Below are 21293 nucleotides of genomic sequence, written 5' to 3' on the forward strand. Positions count from 1 at the left end.
GAGTAGTCCGGCCGATAGTGCCATTCAACTAAACCGCACACCAGATGGATAAAAACGTGCTCACTCAGTTGAAAATAACGTTTTAGCGATGAAGCGCCCGGCAGTGCGTGCATTGATAGCAATGGGCGTCAGGGCGAATGTTATTAATTGTCGAAAACTTCAGGCCCTGCCGTACTTGTCTTCAAAGCGCACAATATCGTCCTCGCCCAAATAAGCGCCCGACTGCACTTCAATTAACTCGAGTGGGATCACCCCGGGATTTTCCAGCGCATGCACCTGGCCGATGGGGATATACGTCGACTGGTTTTCCGAGACCAGGTAGGTCTGCTCGCCATTGGTCACCCGTGCCGTACCGCTGACCACGATCCAATGCTCGGCGCGGTGGTGGTGCATCTGCACCGACAACTTTGCCCCCGGCTTCACGGTGATGCGCTTGACCTGATAGCGCGGGCCGGCGTCGACCGAGTCGTACATACCCCAGGGCCGGTACACCTCGCGGTGGTTGAGGTGCTCATGGCGGCCGGCCTGCTTGAGCTGGTCGACGATAGCCTTGACCTGCTGCACCTGGTCCTTGTGGGCCACCAGCACCGCGTCCTTGGTCTCGATAATGATCAGGTCCTGCACGCCCACCGTGGCCACCAGCCGACTGTCGGCGTGCACGTAGCTGTCGCGCGTATCCAGGGTCAACCCGTCGCCGCGTATGACGTTGCCACGGGCGTCTTTTTCACTGGCCTCCCACAACGCCGACCAGGAGCCGATATCACTCCAGCCCGCCTGCAGCGGCACCATCACCGCGTCGGCGGTTTTCTCCATCACGGCGTAGTCGATGGAGTCGTCCGGGCAGGCCGCGAAGGTGGCCGCGTGAACCCGGGTAAACGGCTGGTCGTGGCTGCCGCCCTCGAGTGCCACGCGGCAGGCTTCGAGGATCGCCGGTTGAAAGCGCTCCAGCTCCTGCAGGTAACGGCTGGCGCGGAACATGAACATGCCGCTGTTCCAGAAATACCCGCCACTGGCCACATACGTTGCCGCCGTGGCCGCGTCCGGTTTCTCGACAAAGCGCCGGACCTGGTAACCGCCCTCGCCTACCTCGTCCCCCCGCTCGATATAGCCGTAGCCGGTGTGCGCACGGGTGGGTGTGATGCCGAACGTCACCAGCTTGCCAGCGCGGGCCAGCGGCAGCGCCACCTCGAGGCTGGCATGGAACGCCGGGATATCCTCGATCAAGTGGTCAGCGGCCAGCACCAGCAGGATCGGGTCCTCGGCCTCGGCCAGCGCCTTGCACGCCGCCAGCGCAATCGCCGGCGCAGTGTTGCGCCCCACCGGTTCAAGCAGGATGCTCGCGTGCTCCAGGCCCAGCTGGCGCAATTGCTCGGCCACCAGGAAACGGTGCTGTTCGTTGCAGATCAACTGCGGCACGGCGACATTGGCGCCTTCCAGCCGGGCGATGGTCTGCTGCAGCATCGACAGGTGCGCGTCGGTCAGGCGCAGGAACTGTTTGGGGTTCAACTGCCGCGAGAGCGGCCACAGGCGCGACCCCGACCCTCCCGCCATGATCACCGGTAATAACATCAGAGCATCCTCGGGAGAATCAGAAATAGGCGCGGGTGTTTTCGTGCACCCGTGGGCTGAAACGCAGTTCGTCCTGGGGCCACCAGCGATACTGCCGGTGTTGCTCCGTGGGCGGCTGCAGCGTCTGGTGGTCAGCCAGCTCCAGGCAATAGCTGAGCACCACGTAGTGGGTGTCCGGCCCGGCTCCGGCGTTGGCAAATACGCTGTCATCGTAGAAGTGTTCGAACACGCCCAGCAGCCGTGCATGGGCGCGCTCGAACGGGTGTCCCAGCTCGTCGCGGCTGATGCGCCGAAACGCGCTGTCGAGGCTTTCGTTCTTGTAGATACGCCCGCCGGGCACGAACCAGTACCCATAGGCCGGGCGATTGACGCGCAGGCCCAGCAACGCATCGCCTCGGCTGTTGCGCACCACCAGGTCAATCGCCACCAGCGGCGTCGATGCCACGACCGTCTGGAAGGTCGGTAAATCAAGCCACATACACATCAAACCTGTGCCAGGAAACGTTGCAGAATGCGTTCCTTGTCGAGGAACTCCTTGGCGTAGTTCAACGCCACCTCATTGCGCGCGGGCAGTGCCAGCACGCGGTCGATCCCGGCGTTCAGCGCGGCGACCGACTCCGGTTCGATCAGCACGGCAATGCCCTGGTGCTCCTCGCACAGGCGGCCGAGGGTAGTGCCTGGATCGGCGGTGATGATCGCGTTGCCCCCCACCGCCAGAATGTTGGTGAGCTTGGACGGCAGCACCGCGTCCGCCACCCCGCGCTTCTGGATCACCAGGTGCGCGTCCGCCGACGCCAGCAGGGCCGGCAGGTCGGCATACGCCTGCAACGGCGCAAACAGCACATTGCGCAAGCCATCGCGTTCGACGCGCTCCAGCAACCGCGCCTTACCCGTGCCCTCGCCGACGATTAGAAACACCAGCTCCGCACGCTGGGCATGGGCCTTGGCAGCCTCGAGGATCAGTTCCAGCCCCTGCTTCTCACCGATGTTGCCCGAGTACAACAGCACCCGCGCGCCCACCGGCACCCCCAGACGTTGCAGCAATGCGCGGTTGCGCGGCACCTGGCGAAAACGCGCGGTCTCCGACCAGTTGGGAAAAAACAGCAACCGCTGGCTATGCACGCCTTTGCCACGGGCTTTGTCGAGCATACCGGCGGAAATCGTCGACACCCGGTCGAACCGCCGCAGCAACCAGCGTTCAATGCCAAACGCCACGCGCCGCAACAGTGATCTGCCACCGAGGCCGAGGCCGAACATTGCATCGACTTCGTAGTCCTGAATATGCAGCACCGAGCGCGCGCCGCTGAGCTTGGCCAGCAGCAACGCCTGGGGCGCACAAAACAATGTCGGCACTACCAGCATCACCAGGTCCGGCTTCCAGCGCAGCTGCCCCAGCACCGCCAACGACGAGCTGGCGCAAAAGCTGATCAGGTGCAGCAACCGCGTCAGCGCGGTGGGCTGGCGTGGCACATACAGCGGGCAGCGAATCACCGTCACGCCATGGTCTTGTTCAGTGCGATAGCGCCACGGCGAATAGCCCGCGCCCACCTGCCAGTGCGGGTAATACGGCGGCGCCGTCACCACGCGCACGTCATGCCCCTGGCTGGCCAACCAGCGCGCCTGTTCACCGCTGTACTTGCCGATACCGGTGAGTTCCGGGCTGTAATTGATGCCGTACAGAAGGATTTTCATCACTGGCCCCGTGGCTGTTCAAGGGCGGCGAGATAGGCGTTATAGGCATCGCGCAGGCCCTCCTCCAACGGCACATAGGCCTCCCAGCCCAAGGCATTGATGCGGCTCACATCGAGCAATTTACGCGGGGCGCCGTCGGGCTTGCTCGCGTCAAAGCGCAAGCGCCCCTTGAAGCCGGTGACCCGCACCAGCGCCTGGGCCAACTCGGCGATGGTGCAGTCCACGCCGGTGCCGACATTCAAATGCGAGCGCATCAGCTGGGTCTGCTCGCGATAGCGCTCGGGGCTCAGCTCCATGACATGCACGCTGGCCGCGGCCATGTCGTCCACATGAAGAAACTCACGCCGGGGCCGGCCGCTGCCCCAGATCACCACTTCGTCATCGCCACGCTGGGTTGCCTCATGGAAGCGCCGCAACAGCGCCGCGATCACATGGCTGTTTTCGGGGTGGTAATTGTCGCCAGGGCCATACAGGTTGGTCGGCATCACGCTGCGGTAGTCGCGGCCGTGCTGGCGGTTGTAGCTTTCGCACAGCTTGATGCCGGCGATCTTGGCCACCGCGTAGGGTTCGTTGGTGGGCTCCAGCGCGCCGTCGAGCAGCACCGCTTCGATCATCGGCTGCGGTGCATGCACCGGGTAGATGCAGGAGGAGCCGAGGAACAACAGTTTTGCCACGCCATGGCTGTGGGCGGCGTGGATCACGTTGGCCTGGATCATCAGGTTCTGGTAGATGAAATCGGCCGGGTACGTGGCATTCGCATGAATCCCGCCGACCTTGGCAGCCGCCAGGTACACCTGCTCAACCCGCTGCTCGGCGAAGTACGCCTGCACCGCCGCCGGGTCGAGCAGGTCGAGTTGATCACGGCTGGCCGTGAGGATTCGGGTATAGCCCAAGGCCCACAGGCGCCGCACAATGGCCGAGCCGACCATGCCGCGATGGCCGGCGACGAAAATCCGCGCATCCAGATCACGTGCCATGCTCAGTTCTCCACGGCAATCGGTGCGTCATGCCCATGCAGGCGCAACAAGGCATGGCGCTGGGCGACCTTGAGGTCTTCGCGCACCATCTCCGCACACATTTCCTGGGCGCTGATCTCCGGAGTCCAGCCCAGTTTGTGCTTGGCCTTGGACGGGTCGCCCAGCAGCGTCTCGACCTCCGCCGGGCGGAAGTAACGCGGGTCCACCCGCACAATCACATCGCCGACCAGGACGCCCGGTGCCAGGTCACCGTCGATGTGTTCCACCACCGCCACTTCCTCCACGCCTTTGCCGACAAAGCGCAGGCGCACACCCAGTTCCGCCGCCGACCAGCGAATGAAGTCACGCACCGAATACTGCACGCCGGTGGCGATCACAAAGTCCTCGGGGCTGTCCTGCTGCAGCATCATCCACTGCATGCGCACGTAGTCCTTGGCATGGCCCCAGTCGCGCAGCGCGTCCATGTTGCCCATGTACAGGCACTGCTCCAGGCCCAGCGCGATGTTGGTCAGGGCGCGGGTGATCTTGCGCGTCACAAAGGTTTCGCCGCGACGCGGCGACTCGTGGTTGAACAGGATGCCGTTGCACGCGTATAGCCCGTAGGCCTCGCGAAAATTCACGGTGATCCAGTAGGCATACAGCTTGGCCACCGCATACGGCGAGCGCGGGTAGAACGGCGTGGTTTCCTTCTGCGGGGTTTCCTGCACCAGCCCGTACAACTCGGAGGTCGAGGCCTGGTAGAAGCGGGTCTTCTTTTCCAGGCCCAGCAGGCGGATTGCCTCAAGGATGCGCAACGTGCCGAGGGCATCCACGTCGGCGGTGTACTCCGGTGAATCGAAGCTCACGGCGACGTGGGATTGCGCGCCGAGGTTATAGATTTCGTCCGGCTGGATCTGCTGGATGATGCGCGTCAGGTTCGACGAATCCGCCAGGTCGCCATAGTGCAGGATCAGGTTTTTGTGCAGGGCTTGGGGGTCCTGGTAAATATGATCGATGCGCTGGGTATTGAACGACGATGAACGCCGCTTGAGACCGTGCACGGTATAGCCTTTTTCCAGCAGCAGCTCCGCCAGGTACGAGCCGTCCTGACCGGTAATCCCGGTAATAAGCGCAACTTTGTTCATGTCTGTCTCCCGATTGATAGGCGAGCGAAGGCCTTCACCCAAACTTGGGTGTTTGTTAAAAACGGTCAGTTACTTCGGTGTGGGCAGGTTCAAGTTATGGCCGGTCAACTTTGAAAGTTCCCGGACAATGGCTTCCTTGTCGGTTAAGTGAGCAATCGCGGTTTCCAGTTCGAGCACTTTTGCGCCCACCAGGAAGCGGTACCAGTAGCCCTGCAGCAGGTGATAGACCAGGCCACTGCGGCCATCGAGAAACCCCAGCTGGATGATGTAGCGCCACAGGAAATACGCGGTGGAACTCAGGGTGAACGGCACGCGGTTGTACAGGCGGTTCTTCACCAGGCGCTTGGTGCGGGCCTGCAAGGAACTCTGCCCGGTGTGCAGTTCATCGCGGATCGCAAACAACCCCAGCCGTGCGTTCAGCACTTCGATCGCCTCGCGGGTGGCGTACTGGTTGTGCTTGTGGGTGAAGAAGGTCAGGTCATGCAGGTTATGGTCGGCAAATCCGCCGTCCAGGGTGATGGTGCGGCCCTCGGCCACCGAGATGTGCTCATCCATCCAGCGGTCTTCCACGCGCCCCAGCCCGCTGCGCCACAGGCGCAGCATCTTGAGCGGGTAGCGCCCGCCGTGGCGCACCCAGCGCCCCATGAAAATATGCTTGCGCTTGAAGTTGATGCCGGTGATATCGCCGGCCAATGTCGGCAAGCGGGTATTGATCGCGGAGGCCAGGTCGGCCTCGATGATCTCGTCGGCGTCCAGGCGCATCGTCCAGTTGCCGGTAATCGGCAGGTGGTCCAACGCCCACTGGAACTGCTTGGCCTGGTTGACGAAGGGGTGCTGCACCACCAGCGCGCCGTGACGGCGGGCGATGTCGCAGGTGTCGTCGGTGGAGAACGAGTCCACCACCAGCACCTCGTCGCTGAAGGCGCGTGCCGAGTCGATGGCACGGGCGATGTGCAGGCTTTCGTTGTAGGTCAGGATAATGACGCTGACGGTTTCGCGGGTCATGGCCTCGACTCCTGCACGTGTTGGGTGCGCTGGCTGATCTGCCGCGACGGATGCCCGGCATGCACGGTCCATGGCTGCGCGATGCTCTTGATCACCAGGGTGCGCGCGCCCACCACCACGCCATCGGCAATACACACGCCAAGGGTGATAAAGGCCTCGGCACACACCCACACGTGCTCGCCCAGCACGATGGGCTTGGCATACAGCTGGAAATTGCGACTGTTGTAGTCGTGGGAGCCGCCGCACAAATGCGCGCCCTGGGAAATCACGCTGTAGCGCCCGATCCGGATCAACGCCATGTTGTAGAGGGTGGTGCCATCGGCAATCCCGACGTGGTCACCCAGCTCCAGGTTCCACGGTGCCCAGACTTTCGCCCGTGGGTACACGTGCACGCCCTTGCCCAGTCGGGCCCCGAACAGGCGCAGCAAGAACGCCCGCCAGGCATGAAACGGGCGTGGGCTGGTGCGAAACAGCACCACGTACACCATGTTCCACAGCTGACGGCGGATCCGATGGCCGAGTGAAAATGAAGCCGAGCGATGCGGGTCGTTGCCTTGGAGAATCATGGGCAACACTTCCGCACGATTTCCAAAAGGCGCTGGGCGCCGCGGCGGATATGAAAGCGTTGGCTGAAACACACCTTGGCGCGTGCCGACATTTGCGCGTAGCCCGGCACATCGAGCTGCAGCCAGCGTTGCAGGTTAAGCACGGTTCCGGCGGCGGTGTCTTCACTGACAAACCCGACGGCGTCCTGGTCGATTTCACGCCAGATATTCACCTTGTTGCTGATCAGCACCGGCTTGCCGCAGGCCAGGGCTTCAGCCACGACCACGCCAAAATTCTCCTGATGGGAAGGCAGGCAAAACACCTCGGCCGCATAGAACGCCCCCCACTTGGCGGCGCCTTGCAACATGCCAGGCCAGCTCACGCGGTGGGCGATCCCCAACTGCTCGGCCTGCGCCCGCAGCGCCTGGCCCCAACCGCCTTGATCGGGGCCGGCCATCACCAGGTGCAAACGCGCGTCCTGGCCAGCGACCTGGGCAAACGCCTGCAGCAGGTGATCGCAGCCTTTTTTGACGTGGATGCGGCTCAGGAAAAGGATCAGCCGCTTGCCCTGCAACTCGGGGTGATCCTCGATAAAGGCCTGCGCCAGGCGCGCGCCGTCAGCCGGCGGGCTGGCGGTGCCGTAGGCGGTGATCGTCTCGTTGGCGCGATACAGCCAGAACGACTCACGCGCGCGGATTTTCTCTTCCTCGCTGGTAAACACCACGCGCTTGGCATCCCTCAGCACCCGGTACTCACCCCACGGCCAGTACAACCATTTCTTCAAATGCTTGAGCGGGTATTCGTGCTTGAACCAGGGGTCGAGCATGCCGTGGGTATACACAATGTACGGCCTATCCTGCGCGTTCAGCACCTGGCGGGCGACAAAACCGTGGTACTGCCACAACCCGTTGATGATGAAGAAGTCGTACTCGCGCGCGTGCTGCTCCAGCCATTGGCGGATATTGCCGTTCAGCCCGTAGCCGAACCGACTCGGCCCCATGAAGTGCACAGCGCCCGGGTAGTCGACCGCGAAGTGCGCATCCAGCGTCAAGACATCCACCCGATGCCCGTCCTGGACCAGCACTTTGTCAATTTCCCGAGCGGCGTTGATCGGGCCGCCATTTTCCGGTTTAACCGAAGAGATGATTCTTAGTAACTTCAAGTGCTGTCGTCCGCTGATGCGTTGAGTGGATTCAGGATTTCTTGCAGGCCGCGAGAATCAGGCAGGCGTAGAGCACGCCAAACGCCAGGAACGTGCCCTGCATGGTCATCACCCCGTTGAACAAAATCGGCGCGAGGAACCCGCACAGCAGCAACGGCACCCCCGTGCCCTGGCGCACCAGCGCCTTATAGGATTTGAGCAGCAACCAAAGCAGGACAAAGATCCTGAACAGGATGAACATCGCCCCGGCAGGAAGGCCCATCTCCAGGACAATTCGCGACCACTCGTCCTCGGCCAGCAAGAAGCCTGCGCCCTGCTCGCGCCCGGCGCGCAGCAGGGTCGAGGCGGCATTGGTGCCCGACCCGATGCCGTGCCCCCACAGCGGCGCGTCGTCGACCACCCGGGTAAATGCATACAGGCTGGAAAATGCGCGGGTCACCGGTGAGCCTTCACTGGCCACCGCGCTGCGGTTGCGCTCGACCAGGACCTGGTAGCTGTCGGTCGACATGAAGATCAACAGGCTGACAAACAACGCGGCCGCCAGCAGGAACAGCGCCAGCAGGTTGCGCTGCGACTTCTTGATCAAGGCCACCACCAGCGCAGCGAGCAATACGATCGCCGCATAGGCATAGATAGCCCTTGAGCCGGTGAGAAAACACATCACCGCCACCGAGGCCGCAGACACCGCAAAGAGTCCATAGCGCCGCGCAAACACCGCCTGGAACAGCGCCTTGTCGAAGATCGACGCGACCAGGAACGCAAAGCAGGCGGAGACATACACCACGTGCCCGGCGGTAAAGGTAAAGGTCCCATACGGCCTGACGACACCGTCGGCGATCATGAAGATGAAGTCGTCATCGCCGATGCCTTTGTTTACGTACGCCTGGGGCCCGGACGAATATTGCAGCACCACCAGCACGCTGATCGGGATCGCGGCAAACAGTGTGATGCGCGCGAACCGATAGACATCCGTCAGCCTGAGGGTCTTGCCGGCCACGAAGATCAACGGAAAATACAGCAGGTAGTTGCGCACGCCGTAGCCGTAGATGACGAACCCTTCAGGGCTGCTCAATAAAAACGCCGACACCAGCACGAAGAACACCATGACCAGCACCACGAAGTAAGCCGACACCAGGTTTTTCGAAAAGAACCCGAACCTGAAGGCACACCAGTAGATGTAAAGGACAATCGGGTCCTTGATGAAATAGATCACCGAGCTGAGGCCGGGCACCACCCACTTGCGCAAGATCCCTTCGAACAGGATGAGCAGGTAGATGAGCACGAACGCACTGACCACGCGGGTCCGGTAGCGCTCGTGCAGGCTGGGCCGTTCAGGGCTGGCAAAGGATTGCATCCAGCACCTCCCTGGCGTAGCTGTCCCAGGTCGTGCCGCCGGCAGACAGCAGCGCGTTGTGCTTCAACGTCGCGAGTTTTTGCCGATCACTGGCCAGTTCCACCAGGCGGCTGGCAATGGCTTCGGCAGACCTGATCGGCACCACGTAGCCATTGACCCCTTCGACGACCAGGTCGGCCGCGCCACAGTTCTGCGAGACGATCACCGCCGTCCCCGTGGAGAGCGCTTCACCGACCACCAGGCCGAACGCCTCGGCGAGTGACGGCAGGACCAGCACGTCGGCCTCCTGCAGGTGGCGAATCACCTGGTCGTGGGAGGCCGAGCTGAACCACTGGACCTTTTTCAGCTCGGCGTTGAGCGTCGGGTTACGGCCGTTGGCGTAGTCCCCACCGATCACCGTGACGTCGAGGGCAACACTGCTGGCGGCCAGGTTCAGCGCCTCGAAGAAGTACGAGAGGCCTTTCTGCTGGGTCAGCGCGCCGATAAACATCACCTTCAACCGCGCACCGGGGCGCACCGCTGCCGGCGGATGTACCAGCGGCGCAGGTGCACCGTAGGGTGTGATCGAGACCTTGCCCGGGGCGATGCCAAAGTCACCCAGGGTTCGCTTGGCAAACGTGCTCGCGACGATGATCCTGTCCGCCAGCGCCAACTCGGTGGTCTGCTTGCGCACGGTGTCGTCACTGATGTTGGGGATGCTGGCGCGCCACGCGGGGTTGGCCTCGCGCTCATGCTCGAGGACTTTGCACGCGTAGGCGACCGAGCCAAAGGCCGCCTCATAATTGAGGGTGATCCCGCCGATGTCGCGAGCCGCGCGGAACAAGGCCAGGCACTTGCCGTCGTAGCCGTACACGTGCCGGGGTTTGCGCGCGGAGCGGTACAAGAACTGCGCGCTGGACTGGTCAATGTGCTGGTACACATTTTCCGGGCAGAACATTCCGCTGTTGCGCTGCGTGAGGCGAAACCACTTGAGCTTGTCGCAGAGCACGCGCGGCACGTCGTAGCGCGGGTAGCTGTGCAGCAGCGCGCCATCGACCTGGTCAAAGGTGCGGCGCAGGCACTCCTTGCCCACGATAGGCAGGCGGCACAACAGCGAATCCTTGTGCAGCGCCAGCGAGGTATGAAAGGAATGCAGCAGCTGTCGTTGATTCAACGCACGCAGCAACGCACGGACATTCTGGTTACCGACGGGATGGGCGACGAGAATCATTTTATTTCCCCATCCAGGCTTCGACGATGGCACTTGAACGCGCCGGACTGTAGGTGAACGTGCGCGTGGCACGCTGCCTGACGACCCGCGCCGGGTTGCCCGCCACGACCGTGAAGGGTTCCACATCGCGGTTGACCACACTGCCCGCCCCCACCACGGCGCCCTCGCCGATCGTGACGCCCGGCAGGATCATCGCGCCGGTGGCTATCCAGGCGTAATCACCGATCACCACCGCTGCAACCTTCAGGCGCCAGGCGGGGTCATCGATGGCATGGGTACCGGTCAGGATCCTCACGCCCTCATTGATCGCGACGTGGGCGCCGATGCGCACGGGGGCGTGCAATTGAATGAAGCTGCGCTGGCCGATAAAGCTGCCGGTACCAATGCTGAAGCGCTCCAGCGCCCCTTCGAACTCGCAAGCGTTGATCATCACCAGCGAGCCCAGCGTGGCGCCCTGGCGACGCAATGCACGCTGGCGGCGACTGGCCTTGAGCAGCCGGCCCAGCAACAGCACACGCTTGGCCAGGTACTTGAGGCCATCCAGCGTCAGCGGGTTGACTTTCAATCGCTGCCGAATCAAGTCATTGATCAACACGGGCCATCCTCACTTCAAGACGATGAAAACCGTGCCTGGCAAAGCAGAACAACACGACTTCCGTGGCCACCAGCACATAGCAGACGCCAAGCAGGCCGAAGGTTTGTGCCAGGCCGAAAACCGCCAGCACACTGGCTATCGACACCAGCATGAACACCAGTGCGAAGCGCGAGTAGGACGCCGTCGCCATCAACGCGACCCAGTACACCTGCCAGGCCACGTGGGTCAGTGCGCCGAGGGTCAGCACCAACATAATGGTGCTGGAGTAATCGTCCTTCCGGCCCGACCACACATCGAATATGGTGCCGCCAAACACCACCACCAGCACCCCCATCACACAGGCGATGGGCAGTGAAAACTTCAAGGCGTAGCGAATCATCTTCCTGACCAATTGGTTGTCTCCGACCGAAAATGCATAAGAGATCTCCGGCCACAGGGACTGGTTGACCACCGTCGAGAACTGCACCAGCACCCTCGAAATGGTGCGGTACAAGCCAAAGATCGCCGCATGGGACGGCGACAGCAGCACCGACAGCAGGATGATCAAGCCCTGCACGTTCAGCGCCAGGCCGATGGGAAACGCCAGCGAGGCAATCGAAGGCTTGATCAAAGTGGTGAACGCACGCTTGCCGATCGCCGCCGGATCGAAACGCAAGGTGATGCCCAGCCGATTGGCAATCAGGTTTTTGCTGAGGAGGCCGATCAGGCGCACGCCCAGCAACGTCAGGCTGGTAGCGACCAGGCTGTGGGTGAGCGAGGCGCACACCAATGCGGCCGTCCATTCGAGCATCCTGATGACATTCATGATGAAGGCCGACAACGGCAACGCCTTGCTGGCCCGGTAGCGGATCGAGATCATGTTGGTGAACAGGCACAGCAGCGAATAGCCGGTGAGTGCCGACAGGATCAACACCCCATCGTGGCTCCTGATGGCGTGGAGATTGAGCACGCTGAACAGGTCGAAAAACGCCATGGCCCCGAGGGCCAGCACCAGCACGCTGAGCCCCGCCAGGACTAAAAACGCAAAGCTGGTGCTGTAGACCGCACGGGCCACCCTGACCCGACCGCGTTCATGCCAGATCACCACCTTGCTCGACGCCGCCGTGGTCACGCCCAGGTCAGACAGCGCCAGGTAGGTGGGGATCGCCGACAGCACCACCCACTCGCTGTAGGCGCCAAAGCCCCAACTGGCGATCAGTACCGGCACACTCACCAACTGGATCAGCAGGTTGACCACCTGGCCGAACGAGTTGGCACCAATGCCATTGACGATTCTTTTAACTACGCTCATGGGATGACCTATACGGTGTCGAGAGGTCGCCCGATGGATATGTAGTGAATGCCTTTCTTCAGCACACTCGCGGGGTCGTACAGGTTGCGCCCGTCAAAAATCAACGGCTGTTTGAGCTGCTGCTGGATCACCGTGAAGTCCGGTGCCTTGAACACCTGCCATTCGGTGACAATCATCAAGGCGTCGGCGCCCTTGAGGGCGGCCTCCTTGGTCCCGCACAGGCGCAGGTCGTCGCGGTCGCCGTAGAGCCGCTGGGTTTCTTCCATGGCCTGCGGGTCAAACGCCTGCACCTTGGCGCCCGCACGCCAGAGCGCTTCCATCAGCACACGGCTGGGCGCCTCGCGCATGTCATCGGTATTGGGTTTGAAACTCAGCCCCCACAGCGCGAAGGTCTTGCCCACCAGTTCACCCTTGAAGTGACTGGACAGTTTGTTGAACAGGGTATTTTTCTGTTCGGCGTTGCGCCGTTCCACCGCCTTGAGCAGCGTGGCGTCGAAGTCGATGCCATCGGCGGTCTGGATCAACGCCTGGACATCCTTGGGAAAACACGACCCGCCATACCCGACGCCGGCATACAGAAAGTGGTAGCCGATGCGCGGATCGGAGCCGATGCCTTGGCGCACCATCTCGATATCGGCCCCCAGCCTTTCCGCCAGGTTGGCCATCTCGTTCATGAAACTGATCTTGGTGGCGAGCAGGCAATTGGCGGCGTATTTGGTGAGTTCGGCGCTGCGCACATCCATCACGATGATCTTTTCGTGGTTGCGGTTGAACGGCGCATACAGTTCGCGCATCACCGCTTCGGCATGCCGGCTGGCGGTGCCGATGACAATACGGTCCGGGCGTATGCAGTCGGCCACCGCGCAACCTTCCTTGAGAAACTCGGGGTTGGAGACCACGTCGAAGGTCAAGTCGGTACGGTCACGCAAGGCCAGCATGGCAGCCACGCGCGCGCTGACCTTGTCGGCGGTGCCCACCGGCACGGTGGACTTGTCGATGATGGTCAACGGGGCCTGCATGTGCTGGCCGATGGTCTCGGCCACCGTCAGCACGTATTTCAAGTCGGCGGAGCCGTCTTCATCCGGCGGCGTGCCCACCGCGATAAATTGCACTTCACCATGCTTGACCCCGGCGACGGCATCGGTGGTGAAATTCAAGCGGCCCGCCGCGTGGTTTTCCCTGACCAGGGTCTCCAGGCCAGGCTCATAGATCGGGATGTGGCCCTGGTTCAGGCGCTCGACCCGCTGGGCGTCGATATCGACACACAGCACGTCGTGACCGACTTCAGCGAGTACCGCCCCCTGGACCAGGCCCACATAACCGATGCCAAATACTGTTACTTTCATAGCGTTTCTCGTTGAACGTACGGCCAGTGGTAAAGGTGCTGCGCGCAGGGCTTCAAGTGCCGGTGGCCCCGGCTCAAACGCTGTCTGACTTGTATTCGTAGTGGTAGTAGCTGTAGGCGCCGTAGCCGTATTTGGCCGATGAGCGCTTCTCGATACCGTTGAAAATCGCGCCTTTGAGCTCGATGCCGTTTTGCTGGTAGCGGCGCATCGTCAACTCCACCTCGCGCACCGAGTTGAGTTCGAAACGGGCCACGATCAGGTTGGTGCCGGACTGGCGACCGACGATGGTCGCGTCGGTCACCGCCAGGAACGGCGGCGTGTCCAGGATCACCAGGTCATACAGCCCACTGACCCGTTCGAGGAACGCGGTGAAATTGGCGTGCATCAACAGTTCCGAAGGGTTCGGCGGTATCTGCCCACGGCTGATGAGGTGGAGGTTTTCCACCGCCGTGGGGTGGATGGCCGTGCTCAGCTCACAGCGCCTGGCCAAAACGTCAGACAAACCATGCTCCGCCGTCACGCCGAAGACCTTGTGCAAGTAGCCCTTGCGCATGTCCACATCCACCAGCAGCACGCGCTGCCCCGAATGCGCGACCACGGCCGCCAGGTTCGCCGAGACGAACGTCTTGCCCACCTGTGGGCTGGGCCCGGAAATCATCAGGCGATTGTTGCCGGCTTCCAGCATGGCGAAATGCAGGCTGGTGCGCAGGCTGCGCAGCCCCTCGATGGCAAGGTCAGTCGGGTTGGTGAAGGCAAGCAGCTGCGGCGCATCGGCCTTGCGGGTGCGCAGGAGCGTCTGGTCGAAATCCTTCTGAATCGCGCTGAACGGGATGGCCGCGTACACCGGCAGGCCGAGCTTTTCCAGATCGTTGGGGTTGGTGACTCCGCGGTTGAGCGCCTTGCGAAACAGCACCAGGGCAATCGCGACGAAGGCACCCAGCAACGTGGCGATCACCACAATCAGCGCTTTCTGCGGTCGGACGGGGTTGCGCAAGTCGACATCGGCGCTGTCGATCAGGCGCACATTGCCCACGGTGCCGGCGCGCATCACATCCAGCTCCTGATACTTGTTCAGCAGTTGGGTGTAGATCTCAGTGCTGACCTTCAGGTCGCGGGTCAGGCTAAGCAGCTCCTGCTGCGTGGTGGGCAGGCTCTCGACCTTCTTGGCCAACTCATCCTGACGTGCGGTCAGCTCGGCCAATTGGGTCAGCAACGCTCGATACACCGGGTGCTGGGGGGTGAACTTTCGTTCTATTTCCGCCTGCTGCATCTTGAGTTCGGAGATGCTCGCATCCAGCACGACGATCTGGTCGAGAATCGCCTTGGCTTCCAGGCTGATGTCGATGGTTTTATTGCGGATCTGAAACTGGTTCAGCGCGGTTTCCGCCTGCTCGACGTCCTTGCGCACCTGCGGCAACTGATCCTTGAGGAACGCCAGGCTCTGGGCCGCTTCGGCCGAAGTGCGATCAATGTTCTGTCGCACGTAGATCCGCGCCACTTCATTGAGCACCTGGATCGCGGCCGCCGGGCGCATGCTTTCCAGCGCCAGGCCGATGATGCCTGACTCCTTGCCCCGCTCCGCCACATCCAGCAGTTTCTGATAGCGCAGGATAGTGGTCAGGCGCGGCGAACGGACCACGCTGAACTGCGTCCCCGGGTTGGCCTGAAGCGCATCGACCTGCAGCCTGATGCCATTGCTCTCATAGAAGCGCCCGACCTGGCCTGCCAGCAACACCTGGTCATCCGGGTCCGTCAGGGTAAAACTCGCGCCCTCGCCGGCCGTCAAGGTCAGCTCCTGGCCAAGCAGTTCAGCGGGCAGCTGCAACCGCGAAAACGTCAACAGCTCACCGCCCCAGCCGAAGCGGTCCAGGCCGAACCAGGGGCTGGCCACGGCACGCGGCTCGGCAGGTTTGAAACGCCGGGCGATAAAATCCCCCACCAACGGAAAGCGCCGGGGCTTGACCTCAAGGTCCAGGTTCAGGTTATCGACGGCGGTACCGATGGTGATTCGCGAACGGATCAGCTCGATTTCGGTGACGGTGGGCGACTCCTTGCCCAACAGACTGCCGACATCCGAAAACCCCAACATGTCGCTCTTTTTCGGCTCGACCTGCACCAGTGCCGTGGCTTGGTAGACAGGTGTCGACAACACGGCATAGGCCACGCCAAGGGCCATGAAGGCGGCACTGATAACACCAATCAGCCATTTATGATCCAGCAGTGTCCCCACCAGCATCATAAAATCCAGATCAGTTTCTTCAGTGTTATGTGACGTTACAGTGGGTGCTGATTGCATAAGTCAGTTCTTTTTCCTGCAAATAGTCAAGGCATGGCAGAGGGTGCAAGACGCCCGGCTCCCTGCACGTTTAACGACTTCACTCAATACACAAACGCTCACTAGTGCCGGATAAAACACCCCAGGCTTATTTAACTAGGCGTTACTCTTTTTAACAGTGATCAATAGCGTTTTATTGCAGTGACCGTGTTCAGCCGACTAACCGCTGCGCCCAAGCCTGGGCGGCTTGTTCGATCAACGCATAGGCATGCACAAATGCCGGTTTACCCTGGCGATAAGGGTCTTTGATCTCACGGTTCTGCTGCCATTTGCCCAGCAGGAACACCTTGCCCCGCGCTTCGGGCGCAAGGCTCAGCACCCCGTCGATATGCCGTTGCTCCATGACCAGGATCAAGTCCGCATCACTCACCGCATCGCTGGTCAGCTGGCGCGCCTTGTGCAGGCACGGGCCATGCCCATGTTCTTGCAAAACCTGTGAAGCCGTGGGTTCCAGTGGGTGATCGGACAATGCCGCCAACCCCGCCGAACTCACTTCAATAGCGGAAGACGCCAGCGCCGTGCGGAGCAGTTTTTCCGCCGTGGGACTGCGACAGATATTGCCGACACACACGATCAAAATCCTATTGAACAAGGCAACCTCTCACGCGCCGCAGAAGATGAATAGTTAAAGGTAAGTGCCTGCGCCCTGAATAAAACAGCAACACAACCTCAACACAGCAGCCAGGCAATTATGAACACAGGGTTTATTATTCGACCATCTCTTGAGACAGACGAAAAATAACAAGTGTTAATCATCCGACAAAATCTAACATTCACTTACTTCCTCGCAACATCATAATAAAGTGCCACCTGAACAGAACGGCGAGGAGCGGCCATGAACACGTCAAAGTTATTGGTAGAACGTATTGGCTTATTCCCCTCTTCGGGAAACATCCATATTGATGTGAATAATTCGACCAGTGTTGTCGCGCGCATGCAGGTGCTCTACGCCAGCAACTCCCTGGACACCGACGAAACCGGCGCCGGGCTGTCGATGGTGTTCGCCGACTGGCGCTTCAAATTGCAGGTCAGCGACGCGTTGTCGGTGTGCCTGTGCGTGGAAAGTCGCGGTGACAGCCAGTTCATGCAGGTAAAAACCGCCGAATTGCTGGCGAATATCTCCGGCACCGAGGAACGGCCATGAGCCTGTGGGGGGATGTGAAACGCGGGTATGCGCTGCGAAAGCTCACGGGAATGTTCGAAGGGTTTGCGGAGCCGGCCTCGCCAGAACAGTACCAGCGCAACACCCAGGCCATCGGGCACTGGCTGGACCAGTTGCACGGCAGTTCCCCGCAGCAGATCACCCAGGCGTTGTTCGGGCAAATGAAGGGCGCGCGCCGTCGACGTGATGCACGACGCTTTCAGGCACAGACGCAATTGCTGGCGTTGATGGTGGACAGCAACCTGGCGCTGGACCTGGCAGCCTACTCAGCCTGCCTGGGCGCTGCGTCCAGGCGCCAGGCAGGCTCCTGATAAGCACGCTCGGCCCCTGACAGCGTCACCGCAACCCGGTTGAGCAACAGTTCGGCGTTGTATTTGGGCATCAGGGCGCAGACCAGCAGCACCGCCAGGCCGGCACCGATGAACGCCGGGGACACCTTGACCTCGGTGGGTTCAATCCGCCACAGAAAGGCAATCGCCGCGACGCCACCCAGCACCGCACCGGCCAGGGCTTCATTGAGCGGATGGATAAAGGGGGCGACGCAGTAGGCACTGAACCAGATCCCCAGCAGCAGGCCCACCAGCGCCGCCGGCCAGCGCAGGGCCGCGCTGAACTGACGTGCCAGCAGGCTTGAGCCCACGGTCAGCATCAGGCAGGTGTTCATGGCGTGGCCACTGAGTACGGCAATGTCCACGTGTTGAAAGGACAAGCCCCAGCCTTTGAACAGCAACTTGCTGAACGCCACGATCGAATACGTGACACCCACCGTCACGATCCAGCCTCGCAGTGCCCACGGGCTGGAATACCGCAGCCACACAGCAATGATGAGGGCAGCCGGAATCATCACGGTAATCCCGCCAAACTGCGCTAGTTCTGCTCGCATCATTGCCCAACCGTTGACGTGCCCGTTTCGGCGCCCATCAGACCTCAGGCCAGGCGAAATTACAACGTTAGGCTCGGTCAGCCTTTACCCATGCGCCACGCGCCGCAGGTTGATCGCCGGCGGACGCGCCGCCGGTGCATCGACTTCCACGCCGAGCAGGTTCAGCAAGCGCGCCCGGATCGCCTGGAAACCGTCCTGGCCGGTGTCCCGCGAACGCGGCAGATCGATGCGCAGTTGCTCGGCGATCTTGCCGTCGGCCAGCACGATCACCCGGTCGGCCAGCAGGATTGCTTCGTCCACATCGTGGGTCACCAGCAGCACCGCCGGTGTGTGCTTGCGCCACAGTTCGATGATCAGGCGGTGCATCTTGATTCGGGTCAGTGCGTCGAGGGCGGCGAAGGGTTCGTCCAGCAGCAACAGCTTGGGTTCGCGCACCAGTCCACGGGCCAGGGCCACGCGCTGGGCTTCGCCGCCGGAGAGGGTCGCCGGGTAGGCCTCAAGGCGATGGGCCAGGCCGACTTCCGTCAAGGCTTGCACCGCCCGCGCCTTGGCTTCGGGAATGCGCAGGCCGAGGATCACGTTTTTCCAGGCGCGCTTCCAAGGCATCAGGCGCGGCTCCTGGAACACCGCCGCCCGCGCCTTGGGCACCCGCAATTGGCCGCTGTCGATACTGTCGAGCCCGGCCAGGCTGCGCAGCAAGGTGGTCTTGCCCGAGCCGCTGGCGCCGAGCAAGGCGACGAATTCGCCGGGGGCGATGTCCAGGTCAAGCCCATCGATGACCCGTTGCTGGCCGAATTGGCGCACCACATTGCGCAACTGCACCGCAGCTTCAATCGTCGACATATCAGTTCCTCACAAAGGATGGGCGCCAGGCCAGGGCGAAACGTTCGAGGGTGCGGATCAGGCCGTCGATCAACAGGCCGAGCACGCTGTAGATCAGCAGGCAGATCACGATGACATCGGTGCGCATGAAATCGCGGGCATCACTGGCGAGGAAGCCGATGCCGGCGGTGGTGTTGATCTGCTCGACAAACACCAGTGCCAGCCACGAGATGCCCAGGGCATAGCGCAAGCCGACAAAAAACGAGGGCAACGAGCCGGGCAAGATCACATGCCAGATCAGCTCGCGACGGTTCAGGCCCAGAGTGTTGGCAGCCTCGATCAACTTGGGGTCGATGTTGCGGATGCCGGCGAACAGGTTGAGGTACACCGGGAAAGTGGTGCCGGTGACGATCAGCGCGATCTTGGTGAACTCACCAATGCCGAACCACAGGATGAACAGCGGCACCAGGGCCAGCGAAGGAATGGTGCGCAGCATCTGCATGGGCGAATCGAGGATCACCTCGCCGCGCTTGGACAAGCCGGTGATCAAGGCCGCCACCACGCCGATGCTGACGCCGATACTCAAGCCGAACAACGCGCGTTGCAGCGACACCAGCAGGTGCTTGCCGAGTTCGCCGGAGACGATCATCGCCCACAGCGTGCCGCCGATCTGCGAAGGCGCGGCGATCACGCGCGTGGGGATCCAGCCCAGCTGCGAGGCCAGCTCCCAGAGCAGCAACAGCACGATCGGGCTGACCAGCCGCAGCACCGCGTCGGGCGTGCGCCAGCCACGGGTCGCTTTCAGCTGACCCTCGGCTTTATTGAGGGAAATCGTCTCGGTCATTGGCCTTCCTGTTCAAAACGTCACGGCCGGGAGCGCCGTTGCGGGTCCATGCTAAGCGCATAAAAAAACCTGGTGAAAGTCTTTCTGGGAATAACCTAATGCAATCAACATGCAAATTACTGATACATCAAATAATTTATGATTCTGTTTTTTAATAATTAGGTTAGAACCAATCGGCATTTTACAGGCCCCTTCCCTGCCCCTACTTTGGACGCGAATAACCGACCCCCTGCCCGGCGGAGGTGCAACCCGCGAACTCGACAAGGACAGACCATGAGCATTGAATTCATCGGCTACATCGGCGGCCACCACGCTTCCGAGATCCACCCGCGCAGCGGCCCGACCCTGCAACCGGACTACGTGGAAACCGTGGCCCGCGCCCACGAAGAGGCCGGCTTCGACCGCGCCCTGGTGGCCTTCCATTCCAACAGCCCGGACAGCACGCTGATCGCCTCGCATGCCGCCAGCGTGACCAAGAAGCTGCAATTTCTGATCGCGCATCGCCCAGGCTTTGCCCAGCCGACCCTGGCCGCCCGCCAGTTCACCACCCTCGACGTATTCAACGGCGGGCGCACCGCCGTGCATATCATCACCGGCGGCGACGACCGCGAACTGCGCGCCGATGGCAGCCATATCGGCAAGGACGAACGCTACGCGCGCACTGACGAATACTTGAGCGTGGTGCGCCAGGAATGGACCAGCGAGCAACCGTTCGACTTCACGGGCACCTACTACCAGGTCGAAGGCGCGTATTCCACGGTGAAGTCGCCGCAACAGCCGCATATCCCGCTGTACTTCGGCGGTTCCTCCCAGGCCGCGATTGAAGTGGCGGGCAAGCATGCCGACGTGTACGCGCTGTGGGGCGAAACCTATGAGCAAGTGCGCGAGATCGTGACCCAGGTACGCGCCGAGGCGGCCAAGCACGGGCGCACCATCCGCTTCAGCCTGTCGTTGCGGCCGATCCTGGCCGAGACCGAGGAACTGGCGTGGGCACGTGCCGAGACCATCCTGCAGCAGGCTACCGCGCTGGCCGAGAAGAATGGCTTTGTGCGCCGCGAACCACCGAACGAGGGCTCGCGCCGCTTGCTGGCAGCGGCAGCACAAGGCTCGCGCCTGGACAAGCGTCTGTGGACCGGGATTGCGGGCTTGCTCGGGGCCCAGGGGAACTCGACCTCACTGGTCGGGACCGCCGAGCAAGTCGCCGAGGCGCTGGTGGATTACTACGACTTGGGGATCACCACGTTCCTGATCCGTGGGTTCGACCCGCTCAACGATGCGATCGATTACGGCAAGCGGTTGATCCCGCTCACCCGCCAGCTGATCGCCGAGCGCGAGCAAGCACAACAAGTGGCATAAACACACGCCCTGTAGGCGCA

General features: G+C 61.9%; 20 protein-coding genes and 1 pseudogene. 3 read left to right on the forward strand and 18 right to left on the reverse strand.

Features of this window, described 5'->3' with window-relative positions; all coding sequences use genetic code 11:
• Positions 1–159: 159 nt before the first annotated feature.
• From C9990_RS18755 to C9990_RS18825, 15 genes are all read right to left on the reverse strand, one after another.
• Positions 160–1569, reverse strand: coding sequence for a mannose-1-phosphate guanylyltransferase/mannose-6-phosphate isomerase (locus tag C9990_RS18755; protein WP_106804260.1), 1410 nt, complete (start codon positions 1567–1569; stop codon positions 160–162).
• 19 nt (positions 1570–1588) lie between these two features.
• Positions 1589–2047: a GDP-mannose mannosyl hydrolase gene (locus C9990_RS18760; RefSeq protein WP_065906198.1), complete on the reverse strand. Its 459-nt coding sequence runs from the start codon at positions 2045–2047 to the stop codon at positions 1589–1591.
• Positions 2048–2052: 5 nt separating this feature from the next.
• Complete coding sequence (locus tag C9990_RS18765; protein ID WP_106804261.1) at positions 2053–3261, reverse strand: glycosyltransferase WbuB; 1209 nt, start codon at positions 3259–3261, stop codon at positions 2053–2055.
• The gene (locus C9990_RS18770; RefSeq protein ID WP_106804262.1) at positions 3261–4238 is read right to left on the reverse strand and encodes a GDP-L-fucose synthase; all 978 of its coding nucleotides are present in this window, start codon (positions 4236–4238) and stop codon (positions 3261–3263) included. Before C9990_RS18770 ends, C9990_RS18765 begins: the two co-directional genes overlap by 1 nt.
• A gap of 2 nt (positions 4239–4240) precedes the next feature.
• Positions 4241–5362 (reverse strand): GDP-mannose 4,6-dehydratase, encoded by a 1122-nt coding sequence (gene gmd, locus C9990_RS18775; protein ID WP_065906193.1) that lies wholly within the window; start codon positions 5360–5362, stop codon positions 4241–4243.
• Between the two features lie 69 nt (positions 5363–5431).
• Positions 5432–6367, reverse strand: a complete 936-nt coding sequence (locus tag C9990_RS18780) for a glycosyltransferase family 2 protein (protein WP_106804263.1) — start codon at positions 6365–6367, stop codon at positions 5432–5434.
• Positions 6364–6933 carry an acetyltransferase gene (locus tag C9990_RS18785; RefSeq protein ID WP_065906189.1) on the reverse strand — a complete coding sequence of 190 codons (570 nt, stop codon included), beginning with the start codon at positions 6931–6933 and terminating at the stop codon, positions 6364–6366. The genes C9990_RS18780 and C9990_RS18785 overlap by 4 nt, the downstream gene beginning before the upstream one ends.
• Positions 6930–8075, reverse strand: coding sequence for a glycosyltransferase (locus tag C9990_RS18790; RefSeq protein ID WP_106804264.1), 1146 nt, complete (start codon positions 8073–8075; stop codon positions 6930–6932). Before C9990_RS18790 ends, C9990_RS18785 begins: the two co-directional genes overlap by 4 nt.
• Positions 8076–8106: 31 nt before the next feature.
• Positions 8107–9429 (reverse strand): O-antigen ligase family protein, encoded by a 1323-nt coding sequence (locus C9990_RS18795; RefSeq protein WP_106804265.1) that lies wholly within the window; start codon positions 9427–9429, stop codon positions 8107–8109.
• Positions 9407–10639 (reverse strand): glycosyltransferase family 4 protein, encoded by a 1233-nt coding sequence (locus C9990_RS18800; RefSeq protein ID WP_065906183.1) that lies wholly within the window; start codon positions 10637–10639, stop codon positions 9407–9409. The genes C9990_RS18795 and C9990_RS18800 overlap by 23 nt, the downstream gene beginning before the upstream one ends.
• A 1-nt stretch (position 10640) precedes the next feature.
• Complete coding sequence (locus C9990_RS32935) at positions 10641–11234, reverse strand: DapH/DapD/GlmU-related protein (protein WP_305887961.1); 594 nt, start codon at positions 11232–11234, stop codon at positions 10641–10643.
• Positions 11221–12525 carry a lipopolysaccharide biosynthesis protein gene (locus tag C9990_RS18810; protein WP_106804266.1) on the reverse strand — a complete coding sequence of 435 codons (1305 nt, stop codon included), beginning with the start codon at positions 12523–12525 and terminating at the stop codon, positions 11221–11223. The genes C9990_RS32935 and C9990_RS18810 overlap by 14 nt, the downstream gene beginning before the upstream one ends.
• Before the next feature lie 8 nt (positions 12526–12533).
• Positions 12534–13871: a UDP-glucose/GDP-mannose dehydrogenase family protein gene (locus C9990_RS18815; protein WP_106804267.1), complete on the reverse strand. Its 1338-nt coding sequence runs from the start codon at positions 13869–13871 to the stop codon at positions 12534–12536.
• Positions 13872–13944: 73 nt separating this feature from the next.
• Positions 13945–16167, reverse strand: a complete 2223-nt coding sequence (locus tag C9990_RS18820) for a polysaccharide biosynthesis tyrosine autokinase (protein ID WP_106804268.1) — start codon at positions 16165–16167, stop codon at positions 13945–13947.
• Between the two features lie 190 nt (positions 16168–16357).
• The gene (locus C9990_RS18825; RefSeq protein WP_065906177.1) at positions 16358–16798 is read right to left on the reverse strand and encodes a low molecular weight protein-tyrosine-phosphatase; all 441 of its coding nucleotides are present in this window, start codon (positions 16796–16798) and stop codon (positions 16358–16360) included.
• Positions 16799–17041: 243 nt separating this feature from the next.
• Here C9990_RS18825 and C9990_RS18830 point away from each other — a divergent pair, with 243 nt between their 5' ends.
• Both C9990_RS18830 and C9990_RS18835 read left to right on the forward strand, forming a co-directional pair.
• Positions 17042–17350 (forward strand): phosphomannomutase, encoded by a 309-nt coding sequence (locus C9990_RS18830; protein ID WP_226939989.1) that lies wholly within the window; start codon positions 17042–17044, stop codon positions 17348–17350.
• The gene (locus C9990_RS18835) at positions 17347–17679 is read left to right on the forward strand and encodes a hypothetical protein (RefSeq protein WP_065906175.1); all 333 of its coding nucleotides are present in this window, start codon (positions 17347–17349) and stop codon (positions 17677–17679) included. The genes C9990_RS18830 and C9990_RS18835 overlap by 4 nt, the downstream gene beginning before the upstream one ends.
• Here the strand turns inward: C9990_RS18835 and C9990_RS18840 are convergent.
• The 3 genes and pseudogenes from C9990_RS18840 to C9990_RS18850 all read right to left on the reverse strand — a co-directional run.
• Positions 17631–18254: a hypothetical protein gene (locus C9990_RS18840; protein WP_065906174.1), complete on the reverse strand. Its 624-nt coding sequence runs from the start codon at positions 18252–18254 to the stop codon at positions 17631–17633. The genes C9990_RS18835 and C9990_RS18840 overlap by 49 nt on opposite strands.
• 81 nt (positions 18255–18335) lie before the next feature.
• Positions 18336–19094: an ABC transporter ATP-binding protein gene (locus C9990_RS18845; RefSeq protein WP_065906173.1), complete on the reverse strand. Its 759-nt coding sequence runs from the start codon at positions 19092–19094 to the stop codon at positions 18336–18338.
• Position 19095: 1 nt separating this feature from the next.
• A pseudogene (locus C9990_RS18850) lies at positions 19096–19860 on the reverse strand (ABC transporter permease); the annotation flags it as partial.
• Positions 19861–20190: 330 nt separating this feature from the next.
• Between C9990_RS18850 and C9990_RS18855 the strand changes: the two are divergent.
• Entirely contained in the window at positions 20191–21273 is a 1083-nt protein-coding gene (locus C9990_RS18855; protein WP_065906169.1) for an LLM class flavin-dependent oxidoreductase, read from the forward strand.
• Positions 21274–21293: the final 20 nt, after the last annotated feature.

The organism is Pseudomonas sp. S5D5 (assembly GCF_003013355.1).
In the GTDB taxonomy this organism is placed as follows: Bacteria; Pseudomonadota; Gammaproteobacteria; order Pseudomonadales; family Pseudomonadaceae; genus Aquipseudomonas; species Aquipseudomonas aylmerensis.

Bases quoted from the DNA above. Each gene is read 5' to 3' on its own strand.
- C9990_RS18755 (WP_106804260.1), bottom strand. From the start codon at position 1,569: ATGTTATTACCGGTGATCATGGCGGGAGGGTCGGGGTCGCGCCTGTGG.
- C9990_RS18760 (WP_065906198.1), bottom strand. From the start codon at position 2,047: ATGTGGCTTGATTTACCGACCTTCCAGACGGTCGTGGCATCGACGCCG.
- C9990_RS18765 (WP_106804261.1), bottom strand. From the start codon at position 3,261: ATGAAAATCCTTCTGTACGGCATCAATTACAGCCCGGAACTCACCGGT.
- C9990_RS18770 (WP_106804262.1), bottom strand. From the start codon at position 4,238: ATGGCACGTGATCTGGATGCGCGGATTTTCGTCGCCGGCCATCGCGGC.
- gmd (WP_065906193.1), bottom strand. From the start codon at position 5,362: ATGAACAAAGTTGCGCTTATTACCGGGATTACCGGTCAGGACGGCTCG.
- C9990_RS18780 (WP_106804263.1), bottom strand. From the start codon at position 6,367: ATGACCCGCGAAACCGTCAGCGTCATTATCCTGACCTACAACGAAAGC.
- C9990_RS18785 (WP_065906189.1), bottom strand. From the start codon at position 6,933: ATGATTCTCCAAGGCAACGACCCGCATCGCTCGGCTTCATTTTCACTC.
- C9990_RS18795 (WP_106804265.1), bottom strand. From the start codon at position 9,429: ATGCAATCCTTTGCCAGCCCTGAACGGCCCAGCCTGCACGAGCGCTAC.
- C9990_RS18800 (WP_065906183.1), bottom strand. From the start codon at position 10,639: ATGATTCTCGTCGCCCATCCCGTCGGTAACCAGAATGTCCGTGCGTTG.
- C9990_RS18810 (WP_106804266.1), bottom strand. From the start codon at position 12,525: ATGAGCGTAGTTAAAAGAATCGTCAATGGCATTGGTGCCAACTCGTTC.
- C9990_RS18815 (WP_106804267.1), bottom strand. From the start codon at position 13,871: ATGAAAGTAACAGTATTTGGCATCGGTTATGTGGGCCTGGTCCAGGGG.
- C9990_RS18820 (WP_106804268.1), bottom strand. From the start codon at position 16,167: ATGCAATCAGCACCCACTGTAACGTCACATAACACTGAAGAAACTGAT.
- C9990_RS18830 (WP_226939989.1), top strand. From the start codon at position 17,042: ATGAACACGTCAAAGTTATTGGTAGAACGTATTGGCTTATTCCCCTCT.
- C9990_RS18835 (WP_065906175.1), top strand. From the start codon at position 17,347: ATGAGCCTGTGGGGGGATGTGAAACGCGGGTATGCGCTGCGAAAGCTC.
- C9990_RS18840 (WP_065906174.1), bottom strand. From the start codon at position 18,254: ATGATGCGAGCAGAACTAGCGCAGTTTGGCGGGATTACCGTGATGATT.
- C9990_RS18845 (WP_065906173.1), bottom strand. From the start codon at position 19,094: ATGTCGACGATTGAAGCTGCGGTGCAGTTGCGCAATGTGGTGCGCCAA.
- C9990_RS18855 (WP_065906169.1), top strand. From the start codon at position 20,191: ATGAGCATTGAATTCATCGGCTACATCGGCGGCCACCACGCTTCCGAG.